At 68.1% G+C, this 15,012-nt stretch carries 15 protein-coding genes; 8 read left to right on the top strand and 7 right to left on the bottom strand.

The window, feature by feature from the left end; all coding sequences use genetic code 11:
• From nrdF to nrdH, 4 genes are all read right to left on the bottom strand, one after another.
• Positions 1–1,020 (bottom strand): class 1b ribonucleoside-diphosphate reductase subunit beta (nrdF, locus tag DW306_RS17760; RefSeq protein ID WP_240747259.1); only part of this gene is annotated, 1,020 nt, incomplete at its 3' end.
• Between the two features lie 55 nt (positions 1,021–1,075).
• On the bottom strand, positions 1,076–3,220 hold the full coding sequence (gene nrdE / locus DW306_RS17755; protein ID WP_136056915.1) for a class 1b ribonucleoside-diphosphate reductase subunit alpha: 2,145 nt from the start codon (positions 3,218–3,220) through the stop codon (positions 1,076–1,078).
• Positions 3,217–3,669, bottom strand: coding sequence for a class Ib ribonucleoside-diphosphate reductase assembly flavoprotein NrdI (nrdI, locus tag DW306_RS17750; protein WP_136056914.1), 453 nt, complete (start codon positions 3,667–3,669; stop codon positions 3,217–3,219). The genes nrdE and nrdI overlap by 4 nt, the downstream gene beginning before the upstream one ends.
• A gap of 24 nt (positions 3,670–3,693) precedes the next feature.
• Positions 3,694–3,927 carry a glutaredoxin-like protein NrdH gene (gene nrdH, locus DW306_RS17745; RefSeq protein ID WP_046012882.1) on the bottom strand — a complete coding sequence of 78 codons (234 nt, stop codon included), beginning with the start codon at positions 3,925–3,927 and terminating at the stop codon, positions 3,694–3,696.
• 368 nt (positions 3,928–4,295) lie between these two features.
• Here nrdH and DW306_RS17740 point away from each other — a divergent pair, with 368 nt between their 5' ends.
• The 8 genes from DW306_RS17740 to DW306_RS17705 all read left to right on the top strand — a co-directional run bounded on the left by DW306_RS17740 (position 4,296) and on the right by DW306_RS17705 (position 12,232).
• The gene (locus tag DW306_RS17740) at positions 4,296–5,504 is read left to right on the top strand and encodes an MFS transporter (RefSeq protein ID WP_168429367.1); all 1,209 of its coding nucleotides are present in this window, start codon (positions 4,296–4,298) and stop codon (positions 5,502–5,504) included.
• Positions 5,501–6,415, top strand: a complete 915-nt coding sequence (locus DW306_RS17735; RefSeq protein ID WP_136056913.1) for a sugar kinase — start codon at positions 5,501–5,503, stop codon at positions 6,413–6,415. The genes DW306_RS17740 and DW306_RS17735 overlap by 4 nt, the downstream gene beginning before the upstream one ends.
• Positions 6,416–6,453: 38 nt before the next feature.
• Positions 6,454–7,212 carry an alpha/beta hydrolase gene (locus DW306_RS17730; RefSeq protein ID WP_136056912.1) on the top strand — a complete coding sequence of 253 codons (759 nt, stop codon included), beginning with the start codon at positions 6,454–6,456 and terminating at the stop codon, positions 7,210–7,212.
• The gene (locus tag DW306_RS17725; protein WP_136056911.1) at positions 7,209–8,369 is read left to right on the top strand and encodes an acyl-CoA dehydrogenase family protein; all 1,161 of its coding nucleotides are present in this window, start codon (positions 7,209–7,211) and stop codon (positions 8,367–8,369) included. Before DW306_RS17730 ends, DW306_RS17725 begins: the two co-directional genes overlap by 4 nt.
• A gap of 88 nt (positions 8,370–8,457) precedes the next feature.
• Positions 8,458–8,925, top strand: a complete 468-nt coding sequence (locus tag DW306_RS17720) for an Lrp/AsnC family transcriptional regulator (RefSeq protein ID WP_136056910.1) — start codon at positions 8,458–8,460, stop codon at positions 8,923–8,925.
• Entirely contained in the window at positions 8,922–10,316 is a 1,395-nt protein-coding gene (locus DW306_RS17715; RefSeq protein ID WP_136056909.1) for an aspartate aminotransferase family protein, read from the top strand. The genes DW306_RS17720 and DW306_RS17715 overlap by 4 nt, the downstream gene beginning before the upstream one ends.
• An 84-nt stretch (positions 10,317–10,400) precedes the next feature.
• Positions 10,401–11,306 carry a hypothetical protein gene (locus tag DW306_RS17710; RefSeq protein WP_136056908.1) on the top strand — a complete coding sequence of 302 codons (906 nt, stop codon included), beginning with the start codon at positions 10,401–10,403 and terminating at the stop codon, positions 11,304–11,306.
• A 29-nt stretch (positions 11,307–11,335) separates the two neighbouring features.
• On the top strand, positions 11,336–12,232 hold the full coding sequence (locus tag DW306_RS17705; protein WP_136056907.1) for a hypothetical protein: 897 nt from the start codon (positions 11,336–11,338) through the stop codon (positions 12,230–12,232).
• A 27-nt stretch (positions 12,233–12,259) separates the two neighbouring features.
• On the opposite strand, the gene DW306_RS17700 is transcribed toward DW306_RS17705, so the two are convergent.
• From DW306_RS17700 to DW306_RS17690, 3 genes are all read right to left on the bottom strand, one after another.
• Positions 12,260–12,982: a GntR family transcriptional regulator gene (locus DW306_RS17700; RefSeq protein ID WP_136056906.1), complete on the bottom strand. Its 723-nt coding sequence runs from the start codon at positions 12,980–12,982 to the stop codon at positions 12,260–12,262.
• A complete protein-coding gene (locus DW306_RS17695) occupies positions 12,979–13,758 on the bottom strand; it encodes a 3-oxoacyl-ACP reductase (RefSeq protein ID WP_136056905.1) in 780 nt (259 codons plus the stop codon). The genes DW306_RS17700 and DW306_RS17695 overlap by 4 nt, the downstream gene beginning before the upstream one ends.
• A gap of 39 nt (positions 13,759–13,797) precedes the next feature.
• On the bottom strand, positions 13,798–15,012 hold a 1,215-nt coding region (locus DW306_RS17690), incomplete at its 5' end, for an aldehyde dehydrogenase family protein (RefSeq protein WP_136056904.1).

The raw sequence follows: 15,012 nt of genomic DNA, 5'->3' as shown, positions 1-15,012 counted from the left end.
GGTCGAAGTCGCGCCCGCGGAGGTAGCCGATGAACTCCTCCTGCCGCTCTGGGTGGCCGTGATCGCCGGTGATGCGGAACTGATGGAACCGCCAGAGGAACCAGACCCTGAGAAGAAGTCGTGGTTCTCGTCGGCGTTGGGTGAGAGCGCCGACAGGATCGCCGGGTTCACGTTGGTCACGCTCGACGGGAACATCGCCTCGTAGCCGAGGTTCATCAGCGCCTTGTTGGCGTTGTAGTGCAGGAACTTCTTGACGTCTTCGGTGAGACCGACGCCGTCGTAGAGGTCCTGGGTGTACTGCACCTCGTTGTCGTACAGCTCGTACAGCAGCGAGAAGGTGTAGTCCTTCAGCTCGTCGCGCTTGGCCTGATCGACGGTCTCGAGGCCCTTCTGGAACTTGTAGCCGATGTAGTACCCGTGCACGGCCTCGTCCCGGATGATGAGGCGGATGAGGTCGGCAGTGTTGGTGAGCTTCGCCCGGCTCGACCAGTGCATCGGCAGGTAGAACCCCGAATAGAAGAGGAAGCTCTCCAGCAGGGTCGAGGCGATCTTGCGCTTGAGGGGATCGTCGCCGCGGTAGTACTCGGTGACGATCTGCGCCTTCTTCTGCAGGTTCGGGTTCTCGACCGACCAGCGGAACGCCTCATCGATCTCCTTGGTCGACGCGAGCGTCGAGAAGATCGAGGAATAGCTCTTGGCGTGCACCGACTCCATGAACGCGATGTTCGTGTAGACGGCCTCCTCGTGCGGGGTGATCGCGTCGGGGATCAGCGAGACGGCGCCGACCGTGGCCTGAACCGTGTCGAGCAGGGTGAGCCCGGTGAACACGCGCATCGTGAGCAGCTGCTCGTCAGCGGTCAGGGTGTTCCACGACTGGATGTCGTTCGACAGCGGGATCTTCTCGGGCAACCAGAAGTTGTTGACGAGGCGGTTCCACACCTCGACGTCCTTATCGTCCTGGATGCGGTTCCAGTTGATCGCCTGGACGTGGTCGACCAGCTTGAGCGGAGAGGGAGTCATGATTTTCCTAGAGTCGGTCGTTGAGCGAGCGAAGCGAGACGAAACGCAGAGCCGGTCAGAGCATGCACGAGACGCACTCGGCCATGTCGGTGCCCTCGAGCGCCAGCTGACGCAGACGGATGTAGTAGATCGTCTTGATGCCCTTGCGCCATGCGTAGATCTGCGCCTTGTTGATGTCGCGCGTGGTGGCGGTGTCCTTGAAGAACAGCGTCAGCGACAGGCCCTGGTCGACGTGCTGCGTGGCAGCCGCGTAGGTGTCGATGACCTTCTCGTAGCCGATCTCGTACGCGTCCTGGTAGTACTCCAGGTTGTCGTTCGTCATGAACGCGGCCGGGTAGTAGACGCGGCCGAGCTTGCCTTCCTTGCGGATCTCGATCTTCGACGCGATCGGGTGGATCGACGACGTCGAGTTGTTGATGTACGAGATCGAGCCGGTCGGCGGCACCGCCTGCAGGTTCTGGTTGTAGATGCCGTGCTCCTGGATCGACGCCTTCAGCGCGGTCCAGTCCTCCTGCGTCGGGATGTGCTTGCCGGCGAAGAGCTCCTTGACCTTGTCGGTCTCGGGCACCCAGGCGCGCTCGATGTACTTGTCGAAGAACGCACCGCTCGCGTAGGTCGAGTCCTCGAAGCCGTCGAACGTCGTGCCCCGCTCGATCGCGAGGTTGTTCGATGCGCGCAGCGCGTGGAACAGCACCGTGTAGAAGTAGATGTTCGTGAAGTCGATGCCCTCTGCGGAGCCGTAGTAGACGTGCTCGCGAGCGAGGTAGCCGTGCAGGTTCATCTGACCGAGGCCGATGGCGTGCGAGCGGTCGTTGCCGTCCTCGATCGAGCGCACCGAGCCGATGTGGCTCTGGTCGCTGACCGCGGTGAGGGCGCGGATGGCCGTCTCGACCGTCTGGCCGAGGTCATCGGCATCCATCGACAGCGCGATGTTCATCGAGCCGAGGTTGCACGAGATGTCCTTGCCGATGTTGTCGTACGACAGGTCGTCGTTGTACGTCGTCGGCGTGTTCACCTGCAGGATCTCGCTGCAGAGGTTCGACATGTTGATGCGGCCCTTGATCGGGTTGGCCTTGTTCACCGTGTCTTCGAACATGACGTACGGGTAGCCCGACTCGAACTGGATCTCGGCGACGGTCTGGAAGAACTCGCGCGCGTTGATCTTCGTCTTCTTGATGCGCGGGTCGTCGACCATCTCGCGGTACTTCTCGGTGACCGAGATGTCGCCGAACGGCACGCCGTAGACCTTTTCGACGTCGTACGGCGAGAACAGGTACATGTCCTCGTCGTTCTTGGCGAGCTCGAACGTGATGTCCGGCACGACGACGCCGAGCGACAGCGTCTTGATGCGGATCTTCTCGTCAGCGTTCTCGCGCTTCGTGTCGAGGAAGCGCATGATGTCGGGGTGGTGCGCGTTCAGGTACACCGCGCCCGCGCCCTGACGGGCGCCCAGCTGGTTCGCGTAGCTGAAGCTGTCTTCGAGCAGCTTCATCACGGGGATGATGCCCGACGACTGGTTCTCGATCTGCTTGATCGGTGCACCCGCCTCGCGGATGTTCGACAGCAGCAGCGCCACGCCGCCGCCGCGCTTGGAGAGCTGCAGCGCGGAGTTGATGCCACGGGCGATCGACTCCATGTTGTCTTCGATGCGCAGCAGGAAGCAGCTGACGAGCTCGCCGCGCTGCGCCTTGCCGGCGTTGAGGAAGGTCGGCGTCGCGGGCTGGAAGCGACCGGAGATGATCTCCTCGACCAGGGCGACCGCGAGCTTCTCGTCGCCGTCGGCGAGACCGAGCGCGGTCATCACGACGCGGTCCTCGAAGCGCTCGAGGTAGCGCTTGCCGTCGAAGGTCTTCAGCGTGTAGCTCGTGTAGTACTTGAACGCACCGAGGAAGGTCTCGAAGCGGAACTTCTTGCCGTAGGCGAGGTCGTTGAGCTTCTGGATGAACTCCATCGAGTACTTGTCGATGACGGCGCCCTCGTAGTACTCCTTCTCGACGAGGTAGTCCAGGCGCTCCTTGAGCGAGTGGAAGAACACCGTGTTCTGGTTCACGTGCTGCAGGAAGTACTCCCGCGCGGCGCGCTTGTCGGCGTCGAACTGGATCTTGCCGTTCGCGTCGTACAGGTTCAGCATCGCGTTCAGGGCGTGATAGTCGAGCCCCTCGTACCCGGGGTTGATCTTGAACGCCACCTGCTCGGTCATGGCCTGCTCTTCAACTGCGCTACCCACCGTCGCTCCAATCCGTCGCTCACGCGATCCACATCGTCTTGTGTGCCGAAGATTTCGAGCCGATACAAGTGGGGCACCTGACACTTGCGGCTGATGATGTCACCGGCGAGACAGAAGGAGTCGCCGAAATTCGTGTTTCCTGCGGAGATCACTCCACGGATGTGACGCCGGTTGCCCTCGTCGTTGAGGAACCGGATCACCTGCTTGGGCACGGCCCCGCGTTCGACGCCGCGCCCCTCGCCCCCGCCGTAGGTGGGGGTGACCAGCACGAAGGGCTCGTCGATGACGAGATCTTCTTCCTGCCGGTGGAGCGGGATGCGTCGAGCGGGGAGCCCGAGCTTCTCTACGAAGCGCGCCGTATTGCCCGACGCGCTGGAGAAGTAGACCAGGAGCGGCGCAGTGGTTGCGACGGCGGCGCTCATGGTTGCCTCCTCAGGAGCGGTCGGTCAGGCCAGGCGGGTCGCGAGCTCGGCGATCTTGTCGGGACGGAAGCCCGACCAGTGGTCCTCGTCGGTGACGACGACCGGCGCCTGCATGTAGCCGAGCGCCTTGACCTGCTCGAGCGCCGTCGGGTCCTCCGAAAGGTCGTGGATCTCGTACTCGATGCCCTTGGCATCCAGCGCACGGTAGGTCGCATTGCACTGAACGCAAGACGGCTTGGTGTAGACCGTGATCGACATTGTCATCCCTTCAAATCCTGTTTTCCCGGGCAGGCCCCCCGCCGGGAGTTCAATACTACATATGGGTGCCGACATTAGGGGCGACCACAAGGGGTAGTAGTTACATCCGTGTAGTTTTCCACCGCTCTCCCCTGTTACAACACAGGTTCTCCACCGTTTCTTCCACAGGTCGCCGCCCGCTCGAGGCGACCTCGAAGCCCGAGAATCCGCGGCTGGGAGACACCTGTGAGCGATCTATCCACAGGTGGGACGATATGGGGGGCATCCGACATCCGATCGCCTGTGGAATTCGCCCTTCGGCGTGTCGTCGGCGTGTCGCGTCCGCCGCCGCTTCGACGTCCACGGTCCGGGCCCGCTACCGTGGTCAGGTGGCGGGATATCAGGATCTACTTCGCACGCCGGGAGTGGCGCGCATGATCGCCGCACAGCTGACCGCGCGCTTCCCCAACGGCATGTCCTCGCTGGCGATCCTGCTGCACGTCGAGCAGCAGACCGGCTCCTACGGCGCCGCGGGCCTCGTCCTCGCCGCCACCAGCGTGGGCCAGGCGATCGCAGGCCCCATCACGAGCCGCTGGATGGGCGTGTGGGGGATGCGCCGGGTCATCACTCTGACGCTCGGCGTCTGCGTGGTCGCCGTGCTCGGACTGGCGTTCCTGCCGCTGAACGTGCCGGGCTACATGGTCCTCGGAATGATCGCCGGCCTCTCCACGCCCCCGATCCAGGCCGCGGTGCGCACCATCTATCCGAAGCTCGTGAACTCCTCGCAGCTCACGCCGCTGTTCTCCCTCGACGCATCGCTGCAGGAGATCATCTGGATCCTCGCGCCCGTGCTCATCACCCTGGTCTCGACGCAGATCGGCACGGTGGAGGGACTCGTCCTGGTGGCGATCATCCTCGTCGGGGGCGGCGTGTGGTTCATCCTCTCCCCCGAGGTCGGGCGCGTGCGCATCCCGCGCAGCCGCAACGCCCTCGGCAAGGTCGTGCTCAAGCCGCCGGTGCTGCTCGCGACCGTGATCGGCTTCCTCCTGATCGGCGCCTGCGCCGCGGTCGAGGTCGGCGTCGTCGCGAGCTTCGAGCACGGCAGCCTGACCGCCGGAGTGGTTCTCGCCGTCTTCGCGCTCGGCAGCCTGGCGGGCGGGCTCGCGTTCGGCCACATCCCGATCGGGCCCTGGGCGATGGCGCGCCGGCTCCTGATCGTCACGGTGGGACTCGCCCTCACGATGGTCATGCTGAATGTGTTCTGGCTCGGCGGCACCCTCGTGCTGGCGGGGATCGGCATCGCTCCGGCCCTCGCCGTGCTCTTCGCGATCACCTCCGCGAGCGTGAAGTTCTCCGAGACCGCCGAGGCGTTCGGCTGGGCCGGCACCGGCCAGCTCATCGGCGCCGCCGCCGGTTCCGCCGTCGCGGGCTTCCTGGTGGATCTCGGCGACTGGCGTGGCGCCTACTTCGCTGCGACGCTGTTCGCGGCCGTCGGCCTGATCGTCGCCGTGGTGTTCGTGCGCTCGTTCCCTGATCTGCGTCACCGCGACGCGAGTCCCTCTCCCGATACCCAACCCGTGGCGGTCACCCCTTCATGAGCTCCCCTCGCCCGCAGAACTCCCCCGCTCCCGAGGTCGTCTGCGTCGGCGAGTCGATGGTGCTGGTCACCCCGATCGACTCCCGTCTCGCCGATGCGGAGACTGCTGTGCTGAGCCATGCCGGCGCAGAGGCCAATGTCGCGGCGGGGCTGGTGGCCGCCGGTCACCGCGCCGCGTGGGCATCGCGTCTCGGCAATGATCCGCTCGGCGACCGTCTCCGTGCGGAGCTCGAACGCCGACGCGTGCACCTCTGGGTCGAACGCGACGCGGATGCTCCGACCGGCGTGATGTTCAAGGACCCCGGCATCGAATCCTCCGACGTCTACTACTACCGGCGCAGCTCGGCCGCGTCGGCGATGGCTCCGGGCTTCCTCTCGGCGGAGCACCTCGCGGGCGTCCGCATCGTGCACACCACCGGCATCACCCCGGCCCTCTCGCCGACCTGCCTCGACATGGTCGACCAGCTGTTCGCCGACGCGCGCATGGCGGGAGCCGCGGTGTCGTTCGACGTGAACGACCGGCGTCCGCTCTGGTCTCGCGACCTCGCCGCCACGACCCTCGCCCGCCTCGCCGACGCCGCGGACATCACCTTCGTCGGCCGCGACGAGGCCGAGCGCATCTGGGGCACCGCGACGCCGGACGAGATCCGCGCCTTCCTGCCGAACTGCGCACTCCTCGTGGTGAAGGACGGCGATGTCGGGGCGACCGCGTTCGTGCACGGCGCCGATGCGGTCTTCGTGCCCGCACCGCACGTCGAGGTCGTCGAGCCCGTCGGCGCGGGCGACGCCTTCGCCTCCGGATTCCTCGCCGCGACCCTCGAGGAGCGCGCGATCGATGAGCGCCTCGCGGCCGGACACGCCGCGGCAGCCCGCGTGCTCGTCACCCATGCGGACATGCCTCCGATCGACTGACCGACGCTGCCCGTCGCCGACGGTTCTAGGCTGGAGACATGCCTGCGCCGCTCACCCTTCCCCGCATCGCCTGGGGCGATCCGTCGGCCTCGCGCCGCGCACTCCTCGTGCACGGTCTCGGCTCGTCCGGCGCCCTCATGTGGCGGCTCGGCGACGCCCTCGCCGAGGCCGGGTGGCAGGCCACCGCGGTCGATCTGCGCGGTCACGGCGACGCCCCGCGTTCTCTCGACTACACGGTCGCGGCGTTCGGATCCGACCTCGTCGTGACGCGACCCGACGGCGGCGGCGCGTGGGATGCGGTCGTCGGCCACTCGCTGGGCGGCGCCGCCAGCACGGTCGCCGCGGCATCCGACCCGGAGTGGACCCGCCGGCTCGTGCTGATCGATCCGGCGATCCACGTGAGCGGGCGCGACGCCTCGATCGTCCGCAGGAGCCAGGAGCGCGCGTTCGCCGACACCAGGATCGAGGTCGTGCAGGAGGAGCATCCGCACTGGCACCCGCAGGACCACGAGCTGAAGGTCGACGCCGTGCTGCGGGCGAGTGCGTGGGCCGTCGAGCAGACCAGCGTGCAGAACCAGCCGTGGGACGTGCGCGCGGACGCCGCACGTCTGGCCGTGCCGACGCACGTGGTCGCCGCCGACCCCGAGGTCTACAGCATCTTCACCGGGGAGCTCGCCGCGGAGGTGCTGGCCGCAAACCCGCGGATCACGATGTCGGTCGTCGCGGGCGCGGGCCATTCGCTGCATCGCGACAAGCCCGAGGAATCCATCCGCCAGCTGCTGGAGGCCCTGAAGTGACCGGATTCGACCCGACCGCGTACCTCCCCGATGATCTGCTGGAGCGGATCCGCGAGCGGGCGCCGATCCACGATCGCGACAACACCTTCCCGCACCAGGACCTCGACGAGCTCCGCGCCGCGGGATATCTGTCGATCCTCGTGCCGACCGAACGCGGGGGCGCCGGGCTGTCGCTCGCCGAGGCCGCGGTCCTGCAGCAGCGTCTCGCCGGCGCCGCGCCGGCGACCGCACTCGCGATCAACATGCACCTGGTCTGGACCGGCGTCGCCAAGGTCTTCTCCGACCGCGGTGTTCCGGGGCTGGAGTTCGTGCAGGACGGCGCCGTCGCCGGCGAGGTCTTCGCGTTCGGCATCAGCGAGGGCGGCAACGACCTGGTGCTCTTCGGCAGCGACACCGAGGCCGTGCCCGATGCGGACGGCGGCTATGCCTTCACCGGCACCAAGATCTTCACCTCGCTCGCGCCGGTCTGGACGCGGCTCGGTCTGCACGGCCTCGACACGACCAGCGCGGATGCTCCGAAGCTCGTGTTCGCCTTCGTGGAACGGACGGATGCCGTCACGACGGGCGACGACTGGGACACGCTCGGCATGCGCGCGACGCAGAGCCGGACGACCAGACTGAACGGCGCGGCGGCGGATGCGTCGCACGTGGTGCGCCGCATCGATCCCGGCCCCAACCCGGATCCGATCGTCTTCGGCATCTTCTCGGTGTTCGAGATCCTGCTGGCATCGGTGTACACGGGCATCGCGCGGCGCGCCCTCGAGCTGGCCGTGCTCTCCGCCGGGAAGCGCCGGTCCAAGAAGACCGGTGCGGCGTACAGCCAGGACCCCGACATCCGCTGGCGGATCGCCGACATGGCGCTCGCCTACGACGCCCTGCCGCCGCAGATCGCGGCGCTCGCCCGCGACGTCGACGACCGCGCCGACAACGGCGCCCGCTGGTTCTCGCTTCTCTCGGGGGTGAAGCACCGGGCGATCACGATGGCCAAGCAGGTGGTCGACGAGGCCATGCTCGTCGGAGGCGGCGGCTCCTACTTCTCCGCCAACGAGCTGTCGCGCCTGTACCGCGACGTCCTGGCCGGCGCCTTCCACCCGTCCGACCCCGAATCCGCCCACGCGACCGCCGCGAGCTTCTGGTTGGGGCCGGTCGCGGACTGATCGCAGATCCTGCGTATATCGTGCGCCGCGTTCGATATCGACGGCGGAATCGGTTGCCGACCGAGCCCCTGAGTGCGAAGATCGCACCATGAGTTCGGTGAAGAAAGGCTCTTCGCTCGATGCGGTCTCCAGGACGATCATCGAGTTGCTCCAGGAGGACGGCCGCCGCTCGTACTCCGACATCGGGCGGGTCGTCGGCCTGAGCGAGGCCGCCGTGCGTCAGCGCGTGCAGAGGCTCACCGAATCCGGCGTGATGCAGATCGTCGCGGTGACCGATCCCCTGCAGCTCGGCTTCCACCGTCAGGCCATGATCGGGATCCGCGTGTCCGGCGACACGCGGATCGTCGCCGAGGCGATCGCGAAGGTCGAGGCCATCGACTACGTGGTGATCACGGTCGGCGCGTTCGACGTGCTCGCCGAGGTCGTCTGCGAGGACGACGATCAGCTGCTCGCGCTCATCAACGACGTCATCCGCCCCATCCCGGGCGTGGTCTCCACCGAGACGTTCATCTACGCCAAGCTGCAGAAGCAGCTCTACAACTGGGGGACCAGATGAGCACGCCGCGCACGATCCCGTCGGAGACGGAACTGCAGAGAATGGCGAAGGACCATCTCTGGATGCACTTCACGCGGCAGTCCACGATGGCCGATTCCGGCGTGCCGATCATCGTCAAGGGCGACGGCCACCGTATCTGGGACTCGTCCGGCAAAGAGTACTTCGACGGTTTGTCCGGGCTCTTCGTCGTGAACGCCGGGCACGGCAGACGCCGGCTCGCCGAGGCCGCAGCCGCTCAGGCCTCCGAGCTCGCCTTCTTCCCGCTGTGGTCGTACGCCCATCCGGCGGCGATCGAGTTGGCCGACAAGCTCGCCGACGAGGCGCCGGGCGATCTCAACCGGGTCTTCTTCTCCACCGGCGGCGGCGAGGCCGTCGAGACGGCGCTGAAGCTCGCGAAGCACTACTGGAAGCTCCAGGGCAAGCCCACCAAGCACAAGGTCATCTCGCGGGCGGTGGCGTATCACGGCACCCCGCACGGAGCCCTCGCGATCACCGGCATCCCGGCGATGAAGGCGATGTTCGAGCCGGTCGCACCCGGCGGGTTCCGCGTGCCGAACACGAACTTCTACCGTGCCGCCGAGATGGGCGCGCCCTCCGACGACCTCGAGGCGTTCGGACGCTGGGCGGCCGATCGCATCGAGGAGATGATCCTCTTCGAAGGGGCCGACACCGTCGCGGCCGTGTTCCTGGAGCCGGTGCAGAACTCGGGCGGATGCTTCCCGCCCCCTCCCGGTTACTTCGCCCGCGTGCGGGAGATCTGCGACCGCCATGACGTGCTGCTCGTCTCGGACGAGGTCATCTGCGCCTTCGGCCGACTCGGCCACACCTTCGCCTGCACGGGACTCGGCTACGTGCCCGACATGATCACGTGCGCGAAGGGGATGACGAGCGGCTACTCGCCGATCGGTGCCACGATCATCAGCGACCGCATCTACGAGCCCTTCTCCCACGGCGACCTCTCCTTCCCGCACGGATACACGTTCGGCGGACACCCCGTGTCGGCGGCCGTGGCTCTGGAGAACCTCGCGATCTTCGACGAGGAGGGCCTCAATGGGAGGGTGCGAGAGAACTCTCCGCTGTTCCGCGCCGAGCTCGAGAAGCTGCTCGATCTCCCCCTGGTCGGGGATGTCCGCGGCGACGGGTACTTCTTCGGCATCGAGCTCGTCAAGGACAAGAGCACCAAGGAGACCTTCGACGACGCCGAGTCCGAACGGCTGCTGCGCGGGTTCCTGTCTCCCGCGCTCTTCGCCGCCGGGCTCTACTGCCGCGCCGATGACCGCGGCGACCCCGTCATCCAGCTCGCTCCCCCGCTCACCGTTGGGCCCGCCGAATTCCGCGAGATCGAACAGATCCTGCGCGACGTCCTGACCCGCGCGCAGTCCGTGCTCTGACCGCCGCCGAAGGGCGACCCAGCATATCGGTTCGCGCCATCGGGACCCCCGTTTCCGGCGTTATGGTGTCGCCCGGGAGACATCATGCTCGACACGGGGGACGCACGGCCGGCGGCATTCGCGCACGCCTTCTCGGCCGCCGTCACGGCACGTCGGGTCTCGCTCTCCTGGCTGCATCGCCGGCTCCGCGATCGGGCGAACCCCATCTCCGTTGCGACGCTCAGCTACTGGCGGTCGGGCGAGCGGCATCCGGAAGGGCTCCGGTCGCTGACCGCGCTGGAGGACATCGAGCAGCTGCTCGGCCTCGACCCGGGCGCGCTCCTCGATCTCGTGGGCACGCGCACGCGACTCGGCGCGCTCGCGCCCGCACAGAACCCGTTCACCGAGACGCAGGTCGCCCAGGCCGCGGAAGAGACCCTGCGCCTCCTCGACGCGCCGCCGATCGAGCGCACCCGATCACTCAGCGCACACATCGTGTCGACGGTCGACGAGAACGGGATGCTGAGCAGCCGCACCGCGCAGGTGCTCATCCAGGCCGTCGCACCGGTCGTGCAGGAGATCACCTACGCGATGATGTCGGCCGATAACAGCATGCGTCGCCCCCGGTGCACGCTCCGCGGCGCGACTCTGCTGCGGGGGCATCTCCACGAGAGCGAGCACGTCTACGCGTGCGTCCTGCGCCTGGACCGACCGCTGCCGATGGGCGCCACGACGATGTTGGAGATCAGCATGGAGGTCCCTCCGCCGAGAGCCGGCGCGCCCCTCGTCGAAGACGAGACCGCGGCGTTCGTGATGCGGCCGATCCGCAACCTGGTGCTGTGGACCCGATTCCATCCGGATGCCGTCCCCGACTGGATCCAGGAGTTCGAGCGGTCCCCCGCGACCGACGGCCTCGTGTCGACATCCCTGAACCCGCTCGATTCGATCCATCTCTCGCGGCGGGACTTCGGCCCCGGTATCCTCGGGATCCACTGGGGCTTCGATCTCTGACGGTCGTGGTTCCGGGTGAGGAGGGTGACATGACGACGCCGGAGCGCGACGACGGCGGGTCCTTCAGCCAGGTCTTCGCGGCCGCGCTGCGCGCGAGCGGGGTATCCCTGTCGTGGCTGCGTCGCCGACTGGTCGATCGCGGGAACCCCGTCTCGATGGCGACGCTGAGCTACTGGCGGTCCGGGCTGCGCGCACCGGAGGGGGCGGCCTCGCTGGCAGCCGTCGAGGATATCGAGCGGCTGCTCGACCTGCCGACCGGTGCACTGCTCGCTCAGGTGACGGAAAGGGTGCGGCTGGGTGCGCTCCACGACCCGCACATCCCGTTCACCGAAGAGCAGATCACGGAGGCGCTGAACGAGACCCTCCACATCCTCGAGGCGCCACCCCTCGACATCACGCGGGAGATCTCGACGCATGTCGTGGGAGACGTCGACGCCGACGGCTACCTCCGCCGCCGCACGGCCCGGACGCTCCTCCAGTCCGTGTCGCCCAGCACCGTCGAGTTCGTGACCTACACGCTGCTGTCGGCGGAGGATCCCCTCATCCGCCCCGAGATGACGGTGCACGGTGCACGGATGGTGCGCGATCACATGCACGCGAGCGAGCGCGTGTACGCGTACGTCCTCCAGCTGGATCAGCCGCTCTCGCTCGGTGTGACGACGATGATCGAGGTCACGATGGAGGGGCATGGCGATGACACGTCGCAGCCCGAGACCGGGGCATTCGTCGTGCGTCCGATCCGCGACCTCGTGCTGTGGACCCGTTTCCACGAGGACGCGATCCCCGACTGGCTCGACGAGCTCGAGCGCACGGAGGACATGGACGAGATGGTGTACCGCCCGCTGCGACCGCAGGCCTCGGTGCATCAGACGCGTCGCGATTTCGGACCCGGCGCCCTCGGCATCCGCTGGGGATACGACCCCTGACCCCGCGGGGCGATCCCCAGGACGGGGTCACATCAGGAAGCCGCGCAGCAGCGCCTCGGAACCGGCGAGGTGATCCCGCATCGCCGCTTCGGCCGCATCCGGGCGCCCGGCGAGGATCGCCGCGACGATGCTCTCGTGCTGCTCCCCCGAATGCTGGATGTTCCGCGGCATCAGCGGGAACGTGTCGAGCCACGCGTTGACGTCGGCGCGATTCTCGGCCACGAGGGCGACGAGCGAGGGGATGCCGGCGGCCTCGGCGATGGCCAGGTGCAGCAGCGTGTCGAGACGCCGGTATTCGTCGGGCCCCGCGGGAAGCGCGGCCTCGTGCCGCGCCCACAGGTCGGCGCGGGTCGCGGCATCCAGGGATCGGCTCGCCGCCGCGCGGGCGGAACCGGACTCCAGCACGCGGCGGAGGCCCAGCACATCGTCGATCTTCTCCGCCGTCACGGCGCCGGGAACCGACGGATGTGGCAGCGGATCCGCCACGAACGTGCCCCCGTACCGACCTCGTCGAGGAAGCAGGTAGCCGGTGTCGGCCAGCTCGCGGATGGCCTCGCGCACGGTGTCGCGGCTCACGCCGAACGACGCCGCGAGCTCGCGCTCCGGGGGGAGCGACTCCCCCGGGGCGACCACCCCGAGGCGGATGGTCTGCACGAGACGGGCGACGGCGTCCTCGAGGGCGTTCCCGCGCCGCAGCGGCCGGTAGACCGCCTTCCGCACCTCGATGAGGTCGCCGTCGTGATCGTTCACAGCGGGGTGACGTAGGCGTTGGTGATTCCGCCGTCGACGACGAAGGCACTCGCCGTGATGAAGGACGAGTCGTCGGAGGCGAGGAAGGCCACGGCGGCCGCCAGTTCCTCCGGTTCCGCGAAGCGCCCCATCGGCACGTGCACGAGGCGTCGCTGCGCGCGCTCCGGATCCTTGGCGAAGAGCTCCTGCAGCAGCGGGGTGTTCACCGGTCCCGGGCACAAGGCGTTCACCCGCACTCCCTGACGCGCGAACTGCACGCCCAGCTCGCGCGACATCGCCAGCACGCCGCCCTTCGACGCCGTGTAGCTGATCTGCGAGGTCGCCGAGCCCAGCAGCGCGACGAACGACGCGGTGTTGATGATGGAGCCGCGTCCCGCCGGCACCATGTGACGCAGTGCTGCGCGGCTGCACAGGTACACGCTCTTGAGGTTCACGTCCTGCACCCGGTCCCAGGCCGGCAGTTCGGTGGTCTCGATCGAGTCGTCGTCGGCCGGTGAGATGCCCGCGTTGTTGAAGGCGATGTCGATGCGACCGAACTCCTCGGCGACGCCGTCGAAGAGCGCATCGACCTTCGCCTGGTCGGCCACGTCCACCGGACGGAACGCGCCGCCCACCTCCTCCGCCGCCGCCTCTCCTGTCGTGGGGTCGACGTCGGCGATCACGACGAACGCTCCCTCGGCCGCGAAGCGCTTGGCCGTGGCGAACCCGATGCCGCTCGCGCCGCCGGTGATGATGGCGACGCGGTCCTTCAGTCGCTGGGTCAGATCGATGCTCATAGGGGTTCTCCGTTCCGGATGGGATGGGGTGCGACGTGCTCAGAGGTCATCGGTCGCGAAGAAGACATTCTTGGTCTCGGTGAAGTGCTCGGCGGCGTCCGGGCCGAGTTCGCGCCCGAGGCCCGAGGCCTTCATGCCGCCGAACGGCGTCGCGTAGCGCACCGAGGAGTGCGAGTTCACCGACAGCACTCCGCTGCGCACGCCTCGGGCCACGCGCACCCCGCGTCCCAGGTTCTCGGTCCACACGGAACCGGCGAGACCGTAGACCGTGTCGTTGGCGAGGCGGATCGCATCGGCCTCGTCGTCGAACGGCATCACGGCGACGACCGGTCCGAACACCTCCTGCTGCGCGATGCGATCGGCCGGGTCGGCGAGCACGACGGCGGGAGCGAACCAGAATCCGTCCCCCTCGGGTGCGGTGCCGCGGAAGGCGATGTCGGCGCCGTCGAGGAACGAGGCGACGGTGTCGCGGTGCCCGGCCGAGATCAGCGGCCCCATGTCGGTGTCGTCGCGCGCCGGATCGCCCACCCGCCAGGCCGACACCGCCGGTTCGAGCAGTTCGAGGAAGCGGTCGTACACCGAACGCTGCACCAGCAGGCGGCTGCGCGCGCAGCAGTCCTGACCGGCGTTGTCGAACACCGAGCCGGGGACGGCCGCCGCCGCCCGCTCGAGGTCGGCGTCGGCGAAGACGATGTTCGCGCTCTTGCCGCCGAGTTCGAGGGTGACCGGCTTGAGCGCGCGGGCGCACCCGGCCGCGACCTCGATGCCGACCTCGGTCGAGCCGGTGAAGACGACCTTGCGCACGTCCGGATGCTCGACCAGACGCTGACCGACGACCGAACCGGAGCCCGTGACGACCTCAAACAGTCCCTCGGGGAGTCCGGCTTCGCGCGCGAGCTCGCCGAGTCGGATCGCCGTCAGCGGGGTCAGCTCGGCGGGCTTGAGCACCACGGCGTTGCCTGCGGCGAGCGCCGGCGCGAACGCCCACGAGGCGATGGTCATGGGGAAGTTCCACGGCACGATGATCCCGACCACGCCGTACGGGTCGTGGAAGGTCACGTCGAGCCCGCCGGCCACCGGGATCTGCCGCCCGGACAGGCGCTCCGGGTCGGCGGAGTAGTAGTTGAGCACCTGGGCGACGTGCGCGGCCTCCCAGCGCGCAGAGCCGATCGGATGCCCGGAGTTCCGCACCTCCAGCTGCGCGAGCTCCTCGGCGGCGCCCTCGACCGCGCGGGCGAACGCGCGGAGCGCGTC

The sequence above is a fragment of the Microbacterium sp. K24 genome (assembly GCF_004794465.1).
In the GTDB taxonomy this organism is placed as follows: Bacteria; Actinomycetota; Actinomycetes; order Actinomycetales; family Microbacteriaceae; genus Microbacterium.
This window is presented reverse-complemented; position numbering and strand designations above follow the sequence as displayed.